Origin of the sequence: Citrobacter sp. CFNIH10 (assembly GCF_002934585.1) — a bacterium.
GTDB lineage: Bacteria > Pseudomonadota > Gammaproteobacteria > Enterobacterales > Enterobacteriaceae > Citrobacter_A > Citrobacter_A amalonaticus.
Genome location: NZ_CP026216.1, coordinates 4,721,784 through 4,742,033 on the forward strand (window position 1 = coordinate 4,721,784; position 20,250 = coordinate 4,742,033).

16 protein-coding genes and 1 pseudogene are annotated in these 20,250 nt (G+C 53.3%); 11 read left to right on the forward strand and 6 right to left on the reverse strand.

The window, feature by feature from the left end; genetic code table 11:
- The first annotated feature begins 117 nt into the window (after nt 1-117).
- From atoS to C2U53_RS27140, 7 genes and pseudogenes are all read left to right on the forward strand, one after another.
- Nucleotides 118-1,944 (forward strand): two-component system sensor histidine kinase AtoS, encoded by a 1,827-nt coding sequence (gene atoS, locus C2U53_RS27110; protein ID WP_054175989.1) that lies wholly within the window; start codon nt 118-120, stop codon nt 1,942-1,944.
- The gene (gene atoC / locus C2U53_RS27115) at nt 1,941-3,326 is read left to right on the forward strand and encodes an acetoacetate metabolism transcriptional regulator AtoC (RefSeq protein WP_044258579.1); all 1,386 of its coding nucleotides are present in this window, start codon (nt 1,941-1,943) and stop codon (nt 3,324-3,326) included. The genes atoS and atoC overlap by 4 nt, the downstream gene beginning before the upstream one ends.
- 197 nt (nt 3,327-3,523) lie before the next feature.
- Nucleotides 3,524-4,186, forward strand: a complete 663-nt coding sequence (gene atoD / locus C2U53_RS27120) for an acetate CoA-transferase subunit alpha (protein WP_043000064.1) — start codon at nt 3,524-3,526, stop codon at nt 4,184-4,186.
- Entirely contained in the window at nt 4,186-4,836 is a 651-nt protein-coding gene (locus tag C2U53_RS27125) for a 3-oxoacid CoA-transferase subunit B (protein WP_043000063.1), read from the forward strand. Before atoD ends, C2U53_RS27125 begins: the two co-directional genes overlap by 1 nt.
- Nucleotides 4,833-6,155 (forward strand): annotated as a pseudogene (locus C2U53_RS27130) (TIGR00366 family protein). Before C2U53_RS27125 ends, C2U53_RS27130 begins: the two are co-directional and overlap by 4 nt.
- A 30-nt stretch (nt 6,156-6,185) precedes the next feature.
- Nucleotides 6,186-7,370 (forward strand): acetyl-CoA C-acetyltransferase, encoded by a 1,185-nt coding sequence (locus C2U53_RS27135; protein ID WP_104446736.1) that lies wholly within the window; start codon nt 6,186-6,188, stop codon nt 7,368-7,370.
- 192 nt (nt 7,371-7,562) lie between these two features.
- Nucleotides 7,563-8,318 (forward strand): MurR/RpiR family transcriptional regulator, encoded by a 756-nt coding sequence (locus C2U53_RS27140; RefSeq protein WP_104446737.1) that lies wholly within the window; start codon nt 7,563-7,565, stop codon nt 8,316-8,318.
- Between the two features lie 94 nt (nt 8,319-8,412).
- Here C2U53_RS27140 and C2U53_RS27145 read toward each other — a convergent pair whose 3' ends face one another.
- The 5 genes from C2U53_RS27145 to gyrA form a co-directional block, all read right to left on the reverse strand.
- A complete protein-coding gene (locus C2U53_RS27145) occupies nt 8,413-9,429 on the reverse strand; it encodes a Gfo/Idh/MocA family protein (RefSeq protein ID WP_104446738.1) in 1,017 nt (338 codons plus the stop codon).
- Between the two features lie 11 nt (nt 9,430-9,440).
- Nucleotides 9,441-10,457: a PTS glucitol/sorbitol transporter subunit IIB gene (locus C2U53_RS27150; protein ID WP_044266195.1), complete on the reverse strand. Its 1,017-nt coding sequence runs from the start codon at nt 10,455-10,457 to the stop codon at nt 9,441-9,443.
- Entirely contained in the window at nt 10,438-10,836 is a 399-nt protein-coding gene (locus C2U53_RS27155) for a PTS glucitol/sorbitol transporter subunit IIA (RefSeq protein WP_043000058.1), read from the reverse strand. The genes C2U53_RS27150 and C2U53_RS27155 overlap by 20 nt, the downstream gene beginning before the upstream one ends.
- A gap of 9 nt (nt 10,837-10,845) precedes the next feature.
- Entirely contained in the window at nt 10,846-11,367 is a 522-nt protein-coding gene (locus tag C2U53_RS27160; RefSeq protein ID WP_042317872.1) for a PTS glucitol/sorbitol transporter subunit IIC, read from the reverse strand.
- A 356-nt stretch (nt 11,368-11,723) separates the two neighbouring features.
- Entirely contained in the window at nt 11,724-14,360 is a 2,637-nt protein-coding gene (gene gyrA, locus C2U53_RS27165; RefSeq protein ID WP_104446739.1) for a DNA topoisomerase (ATP-hydrolyzing) subunit A, read from the reverse strand.
- Between the two features lie 146 nt (nt 14,361-14,506).
- Between gyrA and ubiG the strand changes: the two genes are divergently transcribed.
- The 4 genes from ubiG (at nt 14,507) to yfaE (ending at nt 19,436) form a co-directional block, all read left to right on the forward strand.
- Nucleotides 14,507-15,235 (forward strand): bifunctional 2-polyprenyl-6-hydroxyphenol methylase/3-demethylubiquinol 3-O-methyltransferase UbiG, encoded by a 729-nt coding sequence (gene ubiG, locus C2U53_RS27170; protein WP_044258562.1) that lies wholly within the window; start codon nt 14,507-14,509, stop codon nt 15,233-15,235.
- A 416-nt stretch (nt 15,236-15,651) separates the two neighbouring features.
- Entirely contained in the window at nt 15,652-17,937 is a 2,286-nt protein-coding gene (gene nrdA / locus C2U53_RS27175; protein WP_044258561.1) for a class 1a ribonucleoside-diphosphate reductase subunit alpha, read from the forward strand.
- Between the two features lie 114 nt (nt 17,938-18,051).
- Nucleotides 18,052-19,182 carry a class Ia ribonucleoside-diphosphate reductase subunit beta gene (gene nrdB, locus C2U53_RS27180; protein WP_042317865.1) on the forward strand — a complete coding sequence of 377 codons (1,131 nt, stop codon included), beginning with the start codon at nt 18,052-18,054 and terminating at the stop codon, nt 19,180-19,182.
- Nucleotides 19,182-19,436, forward strand: coding sequence for a ferredoxin-like diferric-tyrosyl radical cofactor maintenance protein YfaE (yfaE, locus tag C2U53_RS27185; RefSeq protein WP_043000054.1), 255 nt, complete (start codon nt 19,182-19,184; stop codon nt 19,434-19,436). The genes nrdB and yfaE overlap by 1 nt, the downstream gene beginning before the upstream one ends.
- A 6-nt stretch (nt 19,437-19,442) precedes the next feature.
- Here yfaE and inaA read toward each other — a convergent pair whose 3' ends face one another.
- The gene (gene inaA / locus C2U53_RS27190) at nt 19,443-20,093 is read right to left on the reverse strand and encodes a lipopolysaccharide kinase InaA (RefSeq protein WP_043000053.1); all 651 of its coding nucleotides are present in this window, start codon (nt 20,091-20,093) and stop codon (nt 19,443-19,445) included.
- Between the last annotated feature and the right edge of the window lie 157 nt (nt 20,094-20,250).

A 20,250-nucleotide genomic window follows, 5' to 3' on the forward strand; every position in this document is an offset into this window, starting at 1 on the left:
CGCGTCGTCGCAATGCCCGCGCCTGCGTTTGCGGGAATATGATACACCGCTGAGAAACAGTTGCCGCAACCCCCGATAATTAGCGTTTGTCAGAAAATGGGTCACAGGGATGCCAGCATGCGCTTTTTGAGAGGGTTATACCCGCGACGCTTACGCAATCAGATGATCCTGATGGCGCTTCTGATGGTCATCGTGCCGACGCTGTCGATTGGTTATATCGTAGAAACCGAAGGACGGTCAGCAGTCTTATCTGAAAAAGAGAAAAAATTATCTGCCGTTGTACACCTGCTCGATCAGGCGCTGGGCGATCGCTTTACCCATTTTACGGCGCTGCCGCGGGACGAACGTATTCAGGCGCTGAATACCGAACTCGGCCCCATCACTGAGCGGATCACTCAGGCATTTCCGGGCGTCGGCGCGGGCTACTATAACAAAGCGCTGGATGCGATTGTGACCTACGCCCCTTCCGCGCTGTACCAAAATAACGTTGGCGTGACGATTGCCGCCGATCACCCCGGACGCGAAGTGATGCGCAGCAATGCCCCGGTCGTCTTTTCCGGTCGCCAGGTGCGCGGCGATATTCTTAACTCCATGATCCCCATCACCCGGGATGGCGACGTGCTGGGCTACATCTGGGCGAATGAGTTGACGGAAGATATCCAGCGTCAGGCGTGGAGGATGGACGTGCGCATCATTGCGGTGCTGGCGGCAGGTCTGCTCTGTAGTCTGCTCTTGATCGTGCTGTTTTCCCGACGCCTTGGCGCCAATATCGACATCATCACGGACGGTCTGTCGACGCTGGCGCAAAAAACGCCAGCGCAACTTCCCAATCTGCCTGGCGAACTGGGGCAAATTAGCCGCAGCGTTAACGCGTTGGCGCAAACGTTGCGTGAAACGAAAACCCTTAACGATCTGATCATTGAAAACGCCGCCGACGGGGTGATCGCAATCGACAGACAGGGCGATGTCACCACCATGAACCCTGCGGCGGAAATGATTACCGGCTATACGCTCAATGAACTGGTCGGTCGCCCCTATGCCACCCTCTTCTCCGACCCGCATTTTGCCAGCCCGGTTCTCGATACCCTGGCGCACGGGACGGAGCATCTGGCACAGGAAGTTAGCTTTCCGGCGCGCGACCGCACCATCGAACTCAGTGTCACCACCAGCCGTATTCATAACCCCAATGGTGAATTGATCGGTGCGCTGGTGATTTTTTCCGACCTGACCGCCCGCAAAGAAACGCAGCGTCGCCTGGCGCAAACCGAGAGACTTGCCACTTTGGGTGAACTGATGGCCGGGGTGGCGCATGAGGTACGTAATCCGCTCACCGCCATCCGGGGTTATGTGCAGATCATCCGTCAACAAACCAGCCTGCCTGTGCATCAGGAATATCTGTCCGTGGTACTAAAAGAAATTGATTCCATCAACAAAGTCATTCAGCAGTTGCTGGATTTCTCCCGGCCGCGACAAAGCCAGTGGCAGCAAGTGCTGCTCAATTCGCTGATCGAAGAGACGCTGATTCTGGTGCAAACCTCCGGCGTTCAGGCACGGATCACGTTCAACTTTGAACAGGATACGGGACTGCCTGCCATCGTTGCCGATCGTGAGCTGTTAAAACAGGTGATCCTCAATCTTTTGATTAATGCCGTGCAGGCCATCAACGCACGCGGTGAAATCCGCATTCGCACCTGGCAATATTCAGCCACGCAACAAGCCGTGGCGATTGAAGATAACGGCGGTGGGATCGATATCGCGCTACAGAAAAAGATTTTTGACCCCTTTTTCACCACCAAAGCCTCAGGAACAGGGCTTGGACTCGCGCTCAGCCAGCGCATTATCAATGCTCATCAGGGCGATATTCACGTCGCCAGCATGCCCGGATGTGGCGCGACGTTTACCCTTATTTTACCGATTAACCCACAGGGAAACTTGTCAGTATGAAAACCCGCTACCGTATCCTCATTGTGGATGACGAAGATAACGTTCGTCGCATGCTCACCACCGCCTTTTCGCTACAGGGGCATGAAACACACTGTGCCAGCAACGGGGAGGAAGCGTTGCAGCGCTTTGCCGACGCTCCACCGGATGTGGTGCTGATGGATATCCGCATGCCGGAAATGAACGGGATCGACGCCCTGAAAGTCATGCGCACTCAGCAGCCGCGTATCCCCGTGATCCTGATGACCGCTTACGCCGAAGTCGAAACCGCCGTCGAAGCGTTACGCAGCGGGGCGTTTGATTACGTGATCAAACCTTTCGATCTCGATGAACTGAATTTACTGATCCAACGCGCCCTGCAACTGCAGGCGATGAAACAGGAGATCCGCAGCCTGCATCAGGCGCTGAGCACCAGCTGGCAGTGGGGACATATCCTGACCAACAGTCCGCGGATGATGGATATCTGCAAAGATACGGCGAAAATTGCCCTGTCGCAGGCCAACGTTCTGATCAGTGGTGAAAGCGGTACCGGCAAGGAGTTGATTGCGCGCGCTATTCACTACAATTCGCGCCGGGCAAACGGTCCGTTTATCAAAATCAACTGCGCCGCGTTACCGGAGTCGCTGCTGGAAAGCGAGTTGTTCGGTCATGAAAAAGGGGCCTTCACCGGCGCACAAACTCAGCGTCAGGGACTGTTTGAACGCGCTCATCAGGGAACGCTGCTACTCGATGAAATTGGTGAAATGCCGCTGGTGCTCCAGGCTAAATTACTGCGCATTCTACAGGAACGGGAATTCGAACGCGTGGGCGGACACCAGACGATTCAGGTGGATATCCGCATCGTCGCTGCCACCAACCGCGATCTCCATGCGATGGTGAAAGAAGGCGCTTTCCGTGAAGACCTGTTCTATCGTCTGAATGTGATTCATCTGCAACTTCCCCCGCTGCGCGAACGACGGGAAGACATTGCGCTGCTGGCTAACCACTTCCTGCAGAAATTCAGTTCGGAAAATCAGCGCGACATTATTGAGATCGATCCGGCGGCCATGTCAATGCTTACCACCTGGCCCTGGCCCGGAAACATCCGCGAACTTTCAAACGTCATTGAGCGGGCGGTGGTGATGAATACCGGCGCCGTCATTTTTGCAGAAGATCTGCCTGCCCCGCTCCGCCAGCCGGTGGGTGGTGGCAGCGAGATAAAGGCCACACAGCCCGGTGAACGCAATCTGAAAGAAGAGATTAAACGCGAAGAGAAGCGGATCATTATCGAGGTACTTGAACAGCATGAAGGAAACCGCACCCGCGCCGCCCTGATGTTAGGCATCAGTCGACGTGCCCTGATGTATAAATTGCAGGAATACGGTATCGATACGGCAGGCTTGTAGAACCAGAATCTGCTATGCAGAATTTTGCACAGTGCGCAAAATTCTGCATAGCATCCGCACTAAGATCACACAACACTCCCATGAATATTTAATTATATTCAACAGGTTAACTAATATCCCTGTCCGTTAGCCATTCTGGCATCCCGCTTGCTATTCCCTTTGTGTACCCAAAATGGAGTATGCAAAAGGGAAACATAATGAAAACAAAACTGATTACCTTACAGAACGCTGCCGGATTCTTTCGTGACGGCATGACCATCATGGTTGGTGGTTTTATGGGGGTCGGGACCCCGCCCCGCCTTGTCGAAGCCTTACTTGAATCCGGCGTCAGAGACCTGACACTGATCGCCAACGATACCGCCTTTGTCGATACCGGCATCGGCCCGCTGATCGTCAATGGCCGGGTGAACAAAGTCATTGCGTCCCATATCGGTACTAACCCGGAAACCGGGCGTCGGATGATCGCCAAAGAGATGGACGTTCAGCTGGTGCCGCAGGGTACGCTGATTGAACAGATCCGCTGCGGCGGTGCTGGACTCGGCGGCTTCCTGACCCCAACCGGCGTCGGCACGATTGTGGAAGATGGCAAACAAACCCTGACGCTTGACGGCAAAACCTGGCTACTGGAGCGACCGTTGCGTGCCGACCTGGCACTCATCCGCGCGCACCGTGCCGACCCACTCGGCAACCTGACCTACCAACTCAGCGCCCGCAACTTCAACCCGCTTATTGCCCTCGCCGCCGATATCACCCTGGTGGAACCTGACGAACTCGTTGAGACAGGCGATCTGTTGCCTGACCAGATAGTCACCCCCGGCGCCGTTATCGACCATATCGTCATGCCACAGGAGAGCAAATAATGGATGCTAAACAACGTATTGCGCGCCGTGTGGCGCAAGAACTTCGCGATGGTGATGTTGTGAATTTAGGCATTGGCCTGCCGACGATGGTCGCCAACTATCTGCCGGATGACATTCATATCACCCTGCAATCAGAGAACGGATTTCTCGGACTGGGACCGGTCACCACCGCGCATCCCGATCTGGTGAACGCCGGTGGTCAACCCTGCGGAATATTACCGGGGGCGGCGATGTTCGATAGCGCGATGTCATTCGCACTGATTCGTGGCGGCCACGTCGATGCCTGCGTACTGGGCGGATTGCAGGTTGATGAACAGGCTAACCTCGCGAACTGGGTCGTGCCCGGCAAAATGGTCCCTGGGATGGGCGGCGCGATGGATCTGGTAACCGGAGCGCGCAAAGTGATTATCGCGATGGAACACTGCGCGAAAGACGGCTCAGCGAAAATCCTTCGTCACTGCACCATGCCACTGACGGCCCAGCATGCGGTGCATATGCTGGTTACCGAACTCGCCGTGTTCCGCTTTATCGACGGCAAAATGTGGCTGACGGAAATCGTCGACGGGTGCGACCTCGATACTCTGCGAGCAAAAACAGAAGCGCAGTTTGACATTGCCGCCGATCTGGTCGTTCAGCGAGGTGAAGCATGATCGGCCGTATCTCGCGTTTCATGACGCGCTTCGTCAGTCGCTGGCTGCCCGATCCCCTGATTTTCGCCATGCTGCTGACGCTGTTGACGTTCGGCATCGCGCTGTGGCTGACGCCGCAAACGCCGATCAGTATGGTGCGTTTCTGGGGGGATGGCTTCTGGAATCTGCTGGCCTTCGGGATGCAGATGGCGTTGATCATCGTGACAGGTCACGCGCTGGCCAGTTCCGGTCCGGTGAAAAACCTGCTGCGTACTGCCGCGTCTGCCGCAAAAACGCCCGCGCAGGGCGTAATGCTAGTGACCTTCTTTGGCTCCGTCGCCTGCGTCATCAACTGGGGCTTCGGTCTGGTAGTGGGAGCGATGTTTGCCCGTGAAGTTGCCCGTCGCGTGCCGGGATCCGATTATCCGCTGCTGATTGCCTGCGCTTATATCGGTTTTCTGACCTAGGGCGGCGGCTTCTCCGGCTCGATGCCCCTGCTGGCGGCAACGCCGGGTAACCCGGTGGAACACATTGCGGGCCTGATTCCGGTCAGCAACACCCTGTTTACCGGTTTCAACATCTTCATCACTCTCGGTCTGATTGTGGTCATGCCGTTTATCACCCGCATGATGACGCCAAAACCGTCGGATGTTGTCAGCGTCGATCCGAAACTGTTGATGGAAGAGCCTGATTTCCAGAAGACCTTGCCAGCAGATGCGCCTCCGTCCGAAAAACTGGAAGAGAGCCGAATCCTGGCGCTGATCATTGGGGCATTAGGCATCGCTTATCTCGGGATCTACTTCGCCGAGAAAGGGTTCAACATCACCATCAACACCGTCAACCTGATGTTTATGATTGCCGGTCTGCTGCTGCACAAAACGCCGATGGCCTATATGCGCGCCATTAGTGCCGCTGCGCGCAGCACCGCCGGTATCCTGGTGCAGTTCCCGTTCTATGCCGGTATCCAGTTGATGATGGAGCACTCCGGTCTCGGAGGACTCATCACCGAGTTCTTCATCAACGTCGCCAATAAAGACACCTTCCCGGTCATGACCTTCTTCAGCTCTGCGCTGATCAACTTTGCCGTGCCGTCAGGCGGTGGTCACTGGGTTATTCAGGGACCGTTCGTCATGCCAGCCGCGCAAGCGCTAGGGGCCGATCTGGGTAAATCCGTGATGGCGATTGCCTACGGCGAGCAGTGGATGAACATGGCGCAACCCTTCTGGGCGCTTCCCGCACTGGCCATCGCCGGGTTGGGGGTTCGCGACATCATGGGGTACTGCATCACCGCCCTGCTTTTCTCCGGTGTCATTTTTGTTGTCGGTCTGACCTTTTTCTGACGGCAGCGACTCACGTTTAAGGAACAGAAGATGAAAAATTGTGTCATCGTCAGCGCAGTACGTACCGCCATCGGCAGCTTCAACGGCGCGCTGGCCACCACCAGTGCCATCGAACTTGGCGCGACTGTGATTAGCGCCGCGCTGGAACGCGCGCAACTCGACCCGCAACGTGTGGATGAAGTGATCATGGGCAACGTGTTGCAGGCCGGTCTGGGACAAAACCCGGCGCGCCAGGCACTGTTAAAAAGCGGCCTTAGCGAAACCGTCTGCGGGTTTACCGTCAACAAAGTCTGCGGTTCAGGGCTCAAAAGCGTCGCACTGGCCGCCCAGGCAATTCAGGCCGGTCAGGCACAGGCGCTGGTTGCTGGCGGCATGGAAAACATGAGTCTAGCCCCCTATCTGCTGGATGCGAAAGCCCGCTGGGGTTATCGCCTCGGCGACGGCCAGTTGTCGGATGTGATTCTGCGTGACGGTCTGCTCTGTGCCACCCATGGTTATCACATGGGGATCACCGCCGAAAACGTCGCCCGTGAATACGGTATCAGCCGCGACATGCAGGATGAGCTCGCACTGCTCTCTCAGCAAAAAGCGGTCGCCGCCATCCATTCTGGCGCCTTTGAGGCCGAAATTGTGCCGGTCAGCGTCACGTCGCGTAAAAAAACCATTGTCTTTGACCGCGACGAATTCCCCAAGGCTGACTCAACAGCAGAAGGTCTTGCGGCACTGCGTCCGGCGTTTGATAAGGCCGGCACCGTCACCGCTGGCAACGCCTCTGGGATCAACGACGGCGCGGCCGCGCTGGTGGTCATGGAAGAATCTGCCGCACTGGCGGCAGGACTGAAACCGCTGGCACGCATTAAGTCATATGCCAGCGGCGGCGTCGCGCCAGCGCTGATGGGGATGGGGCCGGTACCCGCCACGCAGAAAGCCCTGAAACAATGCGGATTGCAGCTTTCCGATATCGATCTGATTGAAGCCAATGAGGCGTTTGCCACGCAGTTCCTTGCCGTCGGCAAGACGCTGGGCTTCGACCCACAAAAGGTGAACGTGAACGGTGGCGCGATTGCGCTTGGGCATCCGATCGGCGCCAGCGGCGCGCGGATCCTGGTGACATTGCTGCATGCGCTTTCCGCCAGGGATAAAACGCTGGGTCTGGCAACGCTGTGCATCGGCGGCGGTCAGGGTATTGCAATGATTGTGGAAAGGATGAATTAACCCCTGGGGTCCCCTGGTTAGACACTAAATCCTTCGAGTCGCAGGACAACAGGCAGCAGGCATTTTGAACAACGCTTGCGCTGGCTTAAAGGGACGAGGCTCATGGACGAGCCGGATCGCTCCATCGCCAACACAGAGGCTGCTTGAAGGATAAAGTGTATCTGTCATAATAAACAAAACCGAGGGACCTCAATGAACATTATCGAACAACTTCAGTTACTGGTAAAAACAGGTACGCACGCGGAGCAAACAATTAGCCGTTACATTCTGGCTACATTATCGGGCGCGGAAAAACTGACGTCGACGGCAATTTCAAAAAAGACGCAAACCAGCCAACCCTCCATTGTTCGCTTTGCGCAATCTCTCGGTTATACCGGCTTTACTTCATTTAAATATGATTTAATTAAGTGTCTGCGCAGCGAACCTGAGGCACTGCTTCCGGCCCAGGCAACGAAAAACAATGTTATTCTTGGCGAGTTTATTAATAATAATAACCCTGCGGCCCTTAATACTTTTTTTGAAATTATTAATTCCAGCCGTAACCTCTATTTCTGTCATCCGCGAGAACTGAGTTCATTACTCAGCAATATCATTCAGGATTATAGTGATATTGGTAAAGTCTGCATTCCCGTAGAGTACCAGAATGCCCATTCATTGCTGACAAACACCCTGACGGATTGTGATTCCGTGATCCTGCTTCCTGGACTCAAAGATGAGCCGGATAATCAACTCATTACCTTGATTCGCGAGCATGAGGCCGCCTCACTGGCAGTCGCCTGCCATCAGAGCGGCGCGACGCTTGCCGATGTAACCTTATATACGCCTCAGTCCAGCGTCAGCCCCCTCAGTTTCGCCGCACTGAAAATGTCTTTACACTCGCTTTTTTTCCACGCGCTGCAATATTGCTATCTGAATATGAATAATGAAAAGGCGCCTCATAAACAATGATCATCGACCGGGTTGAGGGGGAATAACGAACCCTGCCTTAATCAAAGAAATTAAAGCCAGCAAAACGGTTTATGAGGCGTAAACCACCGATGAGTTATAACTGCACGATACGTCCTGTCGATAACGAATGATGCACGGCTTCACATATTAACGTCGCCTGCAACCCATCATCAGCGGTTGCCAGATAAGGGGTATCAAATAATATGTGCTCAACAAAATCATGTATTGGCTGAATCCCATAGCCACTGGCTTTATTATTAACGTAATTAATAAAATTATAATTTGGCGTTGCACTGCGCTGAGGGGTGAACATTTCATATCCCCGCAACTGCGCATCGGCGCGATAATAGTTATTCTCGGTAATAACAAAACTACGCCCATCGTTTGCTTTGGGAAATGAAGGTGGTAAGCACCACCCCACTTCAACGGTCCATTGCGCGCCATTATCAAAGGTGACAAACGACTGAATGGTATCCCAGGAATCAACGCCTTCCGCCACCAGCTTCTTCTTCTGCCCTATCGCATAGACGCTCACCGCATTGGCACCGTTCATATAATATCTAATCAAATCAAAACAATGCGTTCCGAGAAAATGAACGGGAGAACTCTCATTCGCCCATGACAGCCAGTTTTTCGGCACGTCGATAATATCGTCCATGCTCATATAGCCACGCAGGACCTGACCGGTTTCGGGTTTCAACAGCTCATGGTGAATATGCTGTGCCATCCCGTCCCAACGCTTGTGGTAATCAACGCCAATCTTCACTCCTTGTTGCTGCGCACAGCGGATGATTTCCCGACATTCCGCTGACGTTGTCGCCATCGGTTTTTCTATCAGCACATGTTTGCCCGCCCTGATGGCTTCAATCGTGGCATCAAAGTGGAACGGATCCGGTGTCGCGATTGATACCAGATCAACGTCCGTCGCGGCAAACAACTCTGCCAGCGAGGCATAACCAGGCACCTGAAACTCCGCCGCAACGTTGGCGCGGATGTCCGGATTGATCTCGCAAAACCCCACCAGGTTCACCCACGGATTATAGTGATACGCATTGATATGATGTTTGCCATAAATACCGGCCCCCACCACCGCGGCATTGATTTTGTTCATTACACATTTCCTCAGTTAAACAAGCCAAACGAAAACAGATAACCGATGGCCACCGCCAGAGGCGCGGTAATCATCCGTGACAGCAAGAAAGAGGGCACGCCAAGACGAATGGTCTTCTCTTTCGCCTCCTGCATGGAAAGCCCAACGGGAATGAAATCGGCACCGACCTGGACGTTAATCGCGAACAGCGCCGGCAACGCCATCAGCGGTGAAACCACCCCGCTACCGATTAGCGTTCCTACCAGCACACCAACGACCTGCGCAATCGCCGCGCCAGGAGCCAGAATGGGAGAGATGAAGGGCAGACCACAAATAATCGCAATCACAAACAGACCGGTTAACGATCCGGCAAGCGGCGACAGCGCATTCCCGGTCCACTGACCAATCGCGGTCTCCTGAACCAGAGCGATCAGAACCGAGATAAAGGCCATAAAGGGGATCACGTTTTTAATACACAGCTCGACCGATTCACGCGCCGAGGAGTAGAGCAGGCTGACAAAGTTACCGATTCCCGTCGCAAAACGCGTCATCAACTCCAGCGCGGTGTTGGTCGCGGAACCGCGTGGTTTTGCCTCCACGCGTTCGTGAGCCACGGCACAGGCATGGTCTGCCGGGAGAGGATCACTGAGCTCAACGTTTTCCTCCCCGGTTACCGGTTGATTAATGGTTTCAATCAGCGAAAGCGATTCAAGACTGACATCAGAGATGTAAATATCTTCGGTGATATATTTCGCCAGCGGCCCCATCGCACCGGTAGGGAGTACGTTGATTGTCTTGATTCTTTTCTGCGGATAAATGCCGCAGCGCAGTGAACCGCCACAGTTGATGACCACACAAAGGATTTTCTTATCATCCGGCATGGCGTCAAAGCCGTTAACCACGGTCATTTCCAGCATTTCACCCAGTTTTTTCGCGACCGGATCAATGGTTTTGCCGGTAAGCGACAGGATGACCATGCGGGTATCGCGAGATAAATACATGTCATCGCCAATCCCTGAATGACCTTTTTTAATCAGTACGGTTTTCATTGGTTTTCCTCATTATTGTCAATGGGCCAATCAATTCATTTACGGATGGAGAACAATGACTGTTAACGTGTAATGAACCATAGGCTATTGGCTTTTCAGCCCCGTCAAATACCACTGTCACATGACCTAACTCGCATAAATTTTGCCATGCGGCCTCTCCCCAGCAGGTTATATTCCAGGTCTGATTATTAATCTGCAGAACATAATCCATTGTTTTTTGTAATGGGGTAACATCACAAACAATATTCTTAATGACCAGGACATAATCGAGATAATCTTCCGGAGCATGGTCATTAAAGGTAATCAACATGCCATTAAGCAGTCCCTCTTCCACTTTTCTTCCAGCCTTTACGACGTCAGCCGAAAATAGTACTTTCATTGTTTTCCCTTATTCCTGATTAAGTTCGCGTTTCTCCAGCCGGGTGAAGATATATTCCGTCAGAAAACCACGGATAAAACCGAGTAGAATACCCGCAGCGATATAGCGTAATGCCAGGTCGGCAACCGGTAGATCGAGTCGCGTCAGGCCAGCGGCGACGCCCAGCCAGATAAAGAGTTCAGATGGCACAATGTGTGGGAACAGAGAGGTCAGCGGGTGTACGGTGCTGCCCAGCGCATCCTGATAAGCGGGTTTACAACGTTCGGGCAGAAATTTACCCATCGTCAGCGCACCCGGACTGCTAAGAAAGAACCAGGCAAAACTCGGCAAAATTCCATAGGTTAATATTTTTGACTTCCCCATCAGGGTGGCGACTTTTTCCATTCGCTGTTGGCCAATTAATTTCATAATAAAATTAACGGTCAAAATTAAGGTTATCAGCATCGGAATGGTACTGACGATCATCCCGGAGAATATCTTACCTGCGCTCTGGAAAAGATGGATAAAGCCTTCTGCTATTTCAACTATCATAGTTAACTCCCAACGTGTAGGTATAAGTATATTCATCCGTCAGAAGTGTATTGACAGATGAAGGCAGCCAACGCTTTTGTCTTTAAGAATTCAGATGATGTTATTTAATAATTTTTCAGTTCTCCTGGCAGTAAGGGCTCGTAAATATCGCGGTTTGGTAACAGGAAAGTTAACGGGAAATGGCTGCACAAACAGTGAGCACCTTCACAGAGTTATAATTATTCATTTTATTTTGTATTTTTATACATGAAGGAAAAAGTCACCGGACAGGACCTTTTGGCAAGGGGAAATGGTGAATTCAGGACGAAAAAAAGGGAGGCAGCGCCTCCCTTTTGTGCAGTCGTTAAACTCGCCGATTACTCGTCAGCGTCATCAGCGACATCGTCGTCGGTTTCCGCTTCCGGGGCGATATCATCATCCCCTTCCGCCGCGCTACCGTCGATGGAGTCGAGTTCTTCGTCATCCACCGGCTCAGCCACACGCTGCAGACCCACCACGTTTTCATCTTCCGCCGTACGGATGAGGATCACGCCCTGAGTATTACGTCCTACCACGCTGATTTCCGACACGCGAGTACGCACCAGCGTACCGGCATCGGTGATCATCATGATCTGGTCGCAATCATCAACCTGCACCGCGCCAACAACAGAACCGTTGCGCTCGGTCACTTTGATAGAGATAACGCCCTGCGTCGCACGGGACTTGGTCGGATACTCTTCCGCCGCCGTACGCTTACCGTAACCATTTTGCGTCACGGTCAGGATCGCGCCTTCACCACGTGGAATAATCAGGGAGACGACTTTGTCTTCGCCCGCCAGCTTGATGCCTCGTACGCCAGTCGCAGTACGGCCCATCGCACGGACGGCGTCCTCTTTAAAGCGCACCACTTTGCCCGCCGCCGAGAACAGCATGACTTCGTCAGAACCGGAGGTCAGATCCACGCCAATCAGTTCGTCGCCATCGTTCAGGTTCACCGCAATGATACCGGCAGAACGCGGGCGGCTGAATTCGGTCAGCGCGGTTTTCTTCACCGTACCGCTGGCGGTCGCCATAAAGACGTTCACGCCCTCTTCGTACTCACGAACCGGCAGGATAGCGGTAATACGTTCGTCGGCTTCCAGCGGCAGCAGGTTGACGATCGGACGGCCACGCGCACCACGGCTCGCTTCTGGCAGTTGATAAACCTTCATCCAGTACAGACGGCCCCGGCTGGAGAAGCAGAGGATCGTGTCATGGGTGTTGGCCACCAGCAGACGGTCAATAAAGTCTTCTTCTTTAATACGTGCAGCCGATTTGCCTTTCCCACCACGACGTTGTGCTTCGTAGTCGGTCAGCGGCTGATACTTCACGTAGCCCTGATGAGACAGGGTCACAACCACATCTTCCTGGTTGATAAGATCTTCGATATTGATATCAGCGCTATTCGCGGTGATTTCGGTACGACGCTCATCGCCAAACTGATCGCGGATCAGCTCCAGCTCTTCGCGAATCACTTCCATCAGGCGATCGGCGCTGCCCAGAATGTGCAGCAGTTCCGCGATCTGTTCCAGCAGCTCTTTGTATTCATCGAGCAGTTTTTCATGCTCAAGGCCGGTCAGTTTCTGCAAACGCAGATCCAGAATCGCCTGGGCCTGCTGTTCTGTCAGGTAGTACTGACCGTCACGCACGCCGAATTCTGGCTCCAGCCATTCCGGACGCGCAGCGTCGTCACCAGCACGTTCCAGCATCGCAGCCACGTTGCCCAGATCCCACGGACGTGCGATCAATGCGGCTTTCGCTTCCGACGGGGTCGGCGCGCGACGAATCAGCTCAATGATCGGGTCGATGTTCGCCAGCGCAATCGCCAGTGCTTCAAGGATATGCGCACGATCGCGGGCTTTACGCAGTTCGAAAATGGTACGACGAGTCACCACTTCACGGCGGTGGCGCACAAACGCTGAAATGATGTCTTTCAGGTTCATGATCTTCGGCTGACCATGGTGCAGTGCCACCATGTTGATACCGAAAGAGACCTGCAGTTGAGTCTGGGAGTAGAGGTTGTTCAGTACCACTTCCCCGACCGCGTCGCGCTTAACTTCAATCACGATGCGCATACCGTCTTTGTCAGACTCGTCACGCAGCGCGCTGATGCCTTCAACGCGTTTGTCTTTTACCAGTTCCGCGATTTTCTCGATCAGGCGCGCTTTGTTCACCTGATACGGAATTTCATGCACGATAATGGTTTCACGACCGGTTTTCGCGTCTACTTCCACTTCCGCGCGGGCACGGATGTACACTTTACCGCGACCGGTACGATAGGCTTCTTCAATACCGCGACGACCGTTGATGATCGCCGCCGTCGGGAAGTCCGGACCCGGGATGTATTCCATCAGCCCTTCAATGCTGATGTCTTCATTGTCGATATACGCCAGGCAGCCGTTAACCACTTCCGTCAGGTTGTGTGGCGGGATGTTGGTCGCCATCCCTACTGCGATACCGGACGAACCGTTTACCAACAGGTTCGGGATTTTGGTCGGCATAACGTCAGGGATTTTTTCCGTGCCGTCATAGTTGTCGACAAAATCAACCGTCTCTTTTTCCAGATCGGCCATTAACTCATGGGCAATCTTCGCCAGACGGATTTCCGTATAACGCATCGCCGCCGCGGAATCGCCATCGATGGAACCGAAGTTCCCCTGGCCATCCACCAGCATATATCGCAGCGAAAACGGCTGAGCCATACGGACAATGGTGTCGTATACCGCAAAGTCGCCATGCGGGTGGTATTTACCGATTACGTCACCAACGACACGGGCTGATTTCTTATAGGCTTTGTTCCAGTCATTGCCCAATACGTTCATGGCGTAAAGTACGCGACGGTGTACCGGCTTCAGGCCATCTCGGACATCCGGCAGCGCACGGCCAACAATGACCGACATCGCATAATCCAGATAAGAGTTCTTCAGCTCTTCCTCAATGTTGACCGGTGTAATTTCTCTCGCAAGGTCGCTCATCTAACCGCTATCCCTCTACTGTATCCCGGATTCAAAGGTCGCAAATTATAACACAACCACAGAGATTGAGGTAAACCAATAAGCTTTATTCACCCGCGTGGACTGATATACTCCTGTCACTAGCCCTATAAGGAGTAAAAGCCCCGATGAATGCCGTAAAACCACCGGTAAACCACAACGTTGACCATGAAGAAATTGCCAAGTTTGAAGCAGTTGCGTCGCGCTGGTGGGATCTGGAAGGCGAATTTAAGCCGTTGCATCGCATTAACCCGCTGCGGCTGGGTTATATTGCTGAACGCTCAGGCGGCCTGTTTGGTAAAAAGGTGCTCGACGTCGGCTGCGGCGGCGGCATTCTGGCAGAGAGCATGGCGCGTGAAGGCGCCACAGTGACCGGTCTGGACATGGGGTTTGAGCCCTTGCAGGTAGCAAAACTGCATGCGCTGGAAAGTGGTATTCAGGTGGATTACGTGCAGGAAACCGTGGAAGAGCACGCGGCAAAACATGCCCATCAGTATGACGTGGTAACCTGTATGGAGATGCTGGAACATGTGCCCGATCCGCAATCGGTGGTTCGCGCCTGCGCACAACTGGTGAAACCCGGCGGCGAGGTGTTCTTCTCAACGCTCAACCGTAATGGCAAATCCTGGCTGATGGCGGTTGTCGGTGCGGAATATATTTTACGCATGGTGCCGAAAGGGACCCATGATGTGAAGAAATTTATTAAACCTGCGGAGCTGCTAGGTTGGGTGGATCAGACGGTCTTGCAGGAGCGCCATATGACCGGGTTGCACTACAACCCTATCACCAACACCTTCAAGCTTGGCCCTGGCGTTGATGTGAACTATATGGTGCATACCACCGCAAAAGCGGAATAAGCCCCCTGCCTGATGGCGCTTCGCTTATCAGGCCTACAAAGATGTGCCTGTAGGCCGGATACAACATTACTGTCGCCATCCGGCTTACAAAAATTGCGCCAGATCATGAGAACTTTCTACACCTTCGTTGAAGAAATCAGCACTCGATCAAATTATCTATTTTTTTTATGAATTATTGACATCCCCGCCAGGCCTTATGCGACGTGCACTTAGCCTTTCTTACCCTTTTGCAACCTCAATTTAACCTCAAAATCAACTCTTGTGCTGAAAAGAATCCCTACTAGAATACTCACCATATAGCGTTTACTTTAACACTCAACCCCTACATATAGTATTTATCCACAGAGTTAGTCACAAGGTGGCATTGTGGATAATGCAGGGGATATTTTTTCTTTCACGGACAGGTAAAAAACCACATGAATCAGAGTCTGCTGGTGACAAAGCGTGATGGTAGTACAGAGCGCATCAATCTCGACAAAATCCATCGGGTTCTGGATTGGGCGGCAGAAGGACTGAATAACGTATCGATCTCTCAGGTCGAACTGCGCTCCCACATCCAGTTTTATGACGGTATCAAGACCTCCGATATCCATGAAACGATCATTAAAGCGGCGGCGGACCTGATCTCCCGCGATGCGCCGGATTATCAGTATCTGGCTGCGCGTCTGGCGATTTTCCATCTGCGTAAAAAAGCCTACGGCGAATTTGAACCGCCGAAACTGTTTGACCATGTGGTGAAAATGGTTGAAATGGGCAAATACGACAATCATCTGCTGGAAGACTACACGGAAGAAGAGTTCAAGCAGATGGACTCGTTCATCGTACACGACCGTGATATGACCTTCTCCTACGCCGCCGTTAAGCAGCTGGAAGGGAAATATCTGGTACAAAACCGTGTCACCGGTGAGATCTACGAAAGCGCCCAGTTCCTCTATATTCTGGTAGCAGCCTGCCTGTTCTCGAATTACCCGCGCGAAACCCGTCTGGAATACGTCAAACGTTTTTATGACGCGGTGTCGACGTTCAAAATTTCTCTGCCGACGCCGATCATGTCCGGCGTTCGTACCCCGACGCGTCAGTTCAGCTCTTGCGTGCTGATCGAGTGCGGCGACAGCCTGGACTCGATCAACGCCACCTCCAGCGCGATTGTGAAATACGTTTCCCAGCGTGCTGGTATCGGTATCAACGCCGGTCGTATCCGTGCGCTGGGCAGCCCGATTCGCGGCGGCGAAGCGTTCCACACCGGCTGTATCCCGTTCTACAAGCACTTCCAGACCGCCGTGAAATCCTGCTCTCAGGGCGGTGTACGCGGTGGTGCGGCCACGCTGTTCTACCCGATGTGGCATCTGGAAGTGGAAAGCCTGCTGGTATTGAAAAACAACCGTGGCGTGGAAGGCAACCGCGTGCGTCACATGGACTACGGCGTACAAATCAACAAACTGATGTACACCCGTCTGCTGAAAGGGGAAGACATTACCCTGTTCAGCCCGTCCGACGTCCCTGGCCTGTATGATGCGTTCTTCGCCGATCAGGACGAGTTCGAGCGTCTGTACACGAAATATGAGAAAGACGACAGCATCCGCAAACAGCGTGTCAAAGCCGTTGAACTGTTCTCGCTGATGATGCAGGAACGCGCCTCTACGGGGCGTATCTATATTCAGAACGTTGACCACTGCAACACCCATAGCCCGTTCGATCCGCAGGTCGCGCCGGTGCGCCAGTCCAACCTGTGTCTGGAAATCGCGCTGCCAACCAAACCGCTGATGGATGTGAACGACGAAAACGGTGAAATCGCCTTGTGTACGCTCTCCGCGTTCAACCTGGGAGCAATCAACAGCCTCGAGGAACTGGAAGAGCTGGCGGTACTGGCCGTTCGTGCCCTTGATGCGCTGTTAGATTATCAGGACTACCCGATCCCGGCCGCCAAACGTGGTGCGATGGGGCGTCGTACGCTGGGTATTGGCGTGATTAACTACGCTTACTATCTGGCGAAGCACGGCGTACGTTACTCCGACGGCAGCGCCAACAACCTGACGCACAAAACGTTTGAAGCCATTCAGTACTATCTGCTGAAGGCCTCTAACGAACTGGCGATTGAACAAGGCGCCTGCCCATGGTTTAACGAAACCACCTACGCACAGGGCATTCTGCCGATCGATACTTACAAGAAAGATCTGGATGCCATCACCAGTGAACCGCTGCATCATGACTGGGAAGCGCTTCGTGAGTCCATCAAGACCCACGGTCTGCGTAACTCAACGCTCTCTGCCCTGATGCCGTCCGAGACCTCTTCGCAGATCTCGAACGCCACTAACGGTATTGAGCCGCCGCGCGGTTACGTCAGCATTAAAGCGTCGAAAGACGGTATCCTGCGTCAGGTGGTGCCGGACTACGAGCACCTGGGCAACGCCTATGAGCTGCTGTGGGAAATGCCGGGGAATGATGGTTATCTGCAACTGGTCGGGATTATGCAGAAGTTTATCGATCAGTCGATTTCAGCCAACACCAACTACGATCCGTCGCGCTTCCCGTCCGGAAAAGTGCCGATGCAGCAGTTGCTCAAAGACCTGCTCACCGCCTATAAGTTCGGGGTCAAAACGCTGTATTATCAGAACACCCGCGACGGCGCGGAAGATGCCCAGGACGATCTGGTGCCATCCATTCAGGACGATGGCTGCGAAAGCGGCGCATGTAAGATTTAATCTGTTGCCGGATGGCGGCGAAAAGCCTCATCCGGCCTACAAAATCAATCGGATGTTGTAGGCCGGATAAGCGAAGCGCCATCCGGCATTACACAGCTGACAGGACTCACTTCAATGGCATACACCACATTTTCACAGACGAAAAACGATCAACTGCTGGAGCCGATGTTTTTTGGTCAGCCGGTTAACGTGGCCCGCTACGATCAGCAAAAATATGACATCTTCGAAAAGCTGATCGAAAAACAACTCTCCTTCTTCTGGCGTCCTGAAGAGGTTGACGTTTCACGCGACCGCATCGACTACCAAGCGCTGCCAGAGCATGAAAAACACATTTTTATCAGCAATCTGAAGTACCAGACGCTGCTGGATTCTATTCAGGGGCGTAGCCCGAACGTGGCACTGCTGCCGCTGATCTCCATTCCGGAACTGGAAACCTGGGTCGAAACCTGGGCCTTCTCCGAGACCATTCACTCGCGCTCTTACACCCATATCATTCGTAATATCGTTAACGATCCGGCTATTGTGTTTGATGACATCGTCACCAACGAGCAGATCCAGAAACGTGCGGAAGGCATTTCCAGCTATTACGATGAGCTGATTGAGATGACCAGCTACTGGCACCTGCTGGGCGAAGGGACGCACACCGTGAACGGCAAAACCGTCACCGTGAACCTGCGTGCGCTGAAGAAAAAACTGTATCTGTGCCTGATGAGCGTCAACGCGCTGGAAGCAATCCGCTTCTACGTCAGCTTCGCCTGCTCATTCGCTTTCGCCGAGCGTGAACTGATGGAAGGCAACGCTAAAATCATTCGCCTGATTGCCCGTGACGAAGCGCTGCACTTGACTGGCACTCAGCACATGCTGAACCTGTTGCGCAGCGGCGTTGACGATCCGGAAATGGCGGAAATTGCCGAAGAGTGTAAGCAGGAGTGCTATGACCTGTTTGTGCAGGCCGCCCTGCAGGAAAAAGAGTGGGCAGACTATCTGTTCCGCGACGGTTCAATGATCGGCCTGAACAAAGACATTCTGTGCCAGTACGTCGAATACATCACCAACATTCGTATGCAGGCGGTCGGTCTGGATCTGCCGTTCCAGACCCGTTCCAATCCGATCCCGTGGATCAACACCTGGCTGGTGTCCGATAACGTTCAGGTGGCCCCGCAGGAAGTGGAAGTGAGTTCTTATCTGGTCGGGCAGATCGACTCTGAAGTCGATACCGACGATCTGAGTAACTTCCAGCTCTGATGGGACGCGTCACACTGCGCATCACTGGCACACAGTTGCTGTGCCAGGATGAACACCCTTCCCTGCTCGCCGCGCTTGAATCGCACAACGTTGAAGTGGAATATCAGTGCCGCGAAGGCTATTGCGGCTCTTGCCGCTGCCGTCTGGTTGCAGGTCAAGTGGACTGGATCGCTGAGCCGTTAGCATTCATTCAGCCCGGCGAAATTTTGCCCTGCTGTTGCAGGGCAAAAGGCGACATCGAAATTGAGATGTAGCGCGCGTTACAGCGCGTAGTAATACGCTTTCACCTGTTCCCAGTCCGCTTTCGGGATGGGACTCAGGTACTTCTCAAGCTGAGAGAAGTCATGGTGCGCCGCTTTATGGCGGCGCAAACGACGACGGCTTTTTTCCAGATCTAAAAACCCGGCTTCAACCGTCCCTTCCGTTTTCACATAGATATGTCTTACGTAGCAGCAGCCGTGCTGACGATTGACGCTGTGCATCTTTTTAAAGGCCAGCGCGACCGCGTTTAGCATTGCATCACGCACCTCATCAGGATACGGCGTCACTGCATGCTGTTTATACCACTCCTCGATGCTCACAAAACCTTTCATATCTTCGGTGATCAGCAGCGCACGCCACTCACCGTTAACTTTTGTCGCGTTGCCATAGACAATTTTCGGCACGATAACGCCCGCTCGGGCCAGTTCGTTGATCACCTCGATTTCGCGCACAATCGTCGGACGTCCGAAAGGATAGCGTACCGAGTGAAACAGGTGTTGTGTCATCCGCTTCACATACAATTTCTTCCCGTCACGTTCGATGCATTGCACACCGCTCATCCCTTTGCGTCGATAATTCGGTTCTTCGACCCAATCGCCTTCCGTTGCCCACCAGCTCTCAAACTCATCCTGCACTGCTGCCTGCGCCATTCTGACCATCCGTTACAGTAACGACATAAATTATTTATCGAACAAATATAAATCTTCTTCTTAAGGAAATCTTAAGAAATTCATGATCGGCTACGGACTTCTTGATCTGACGTGTGCTTTTTTGCATTAAACCGGCAGGAAAAGAGATAAAAAAACT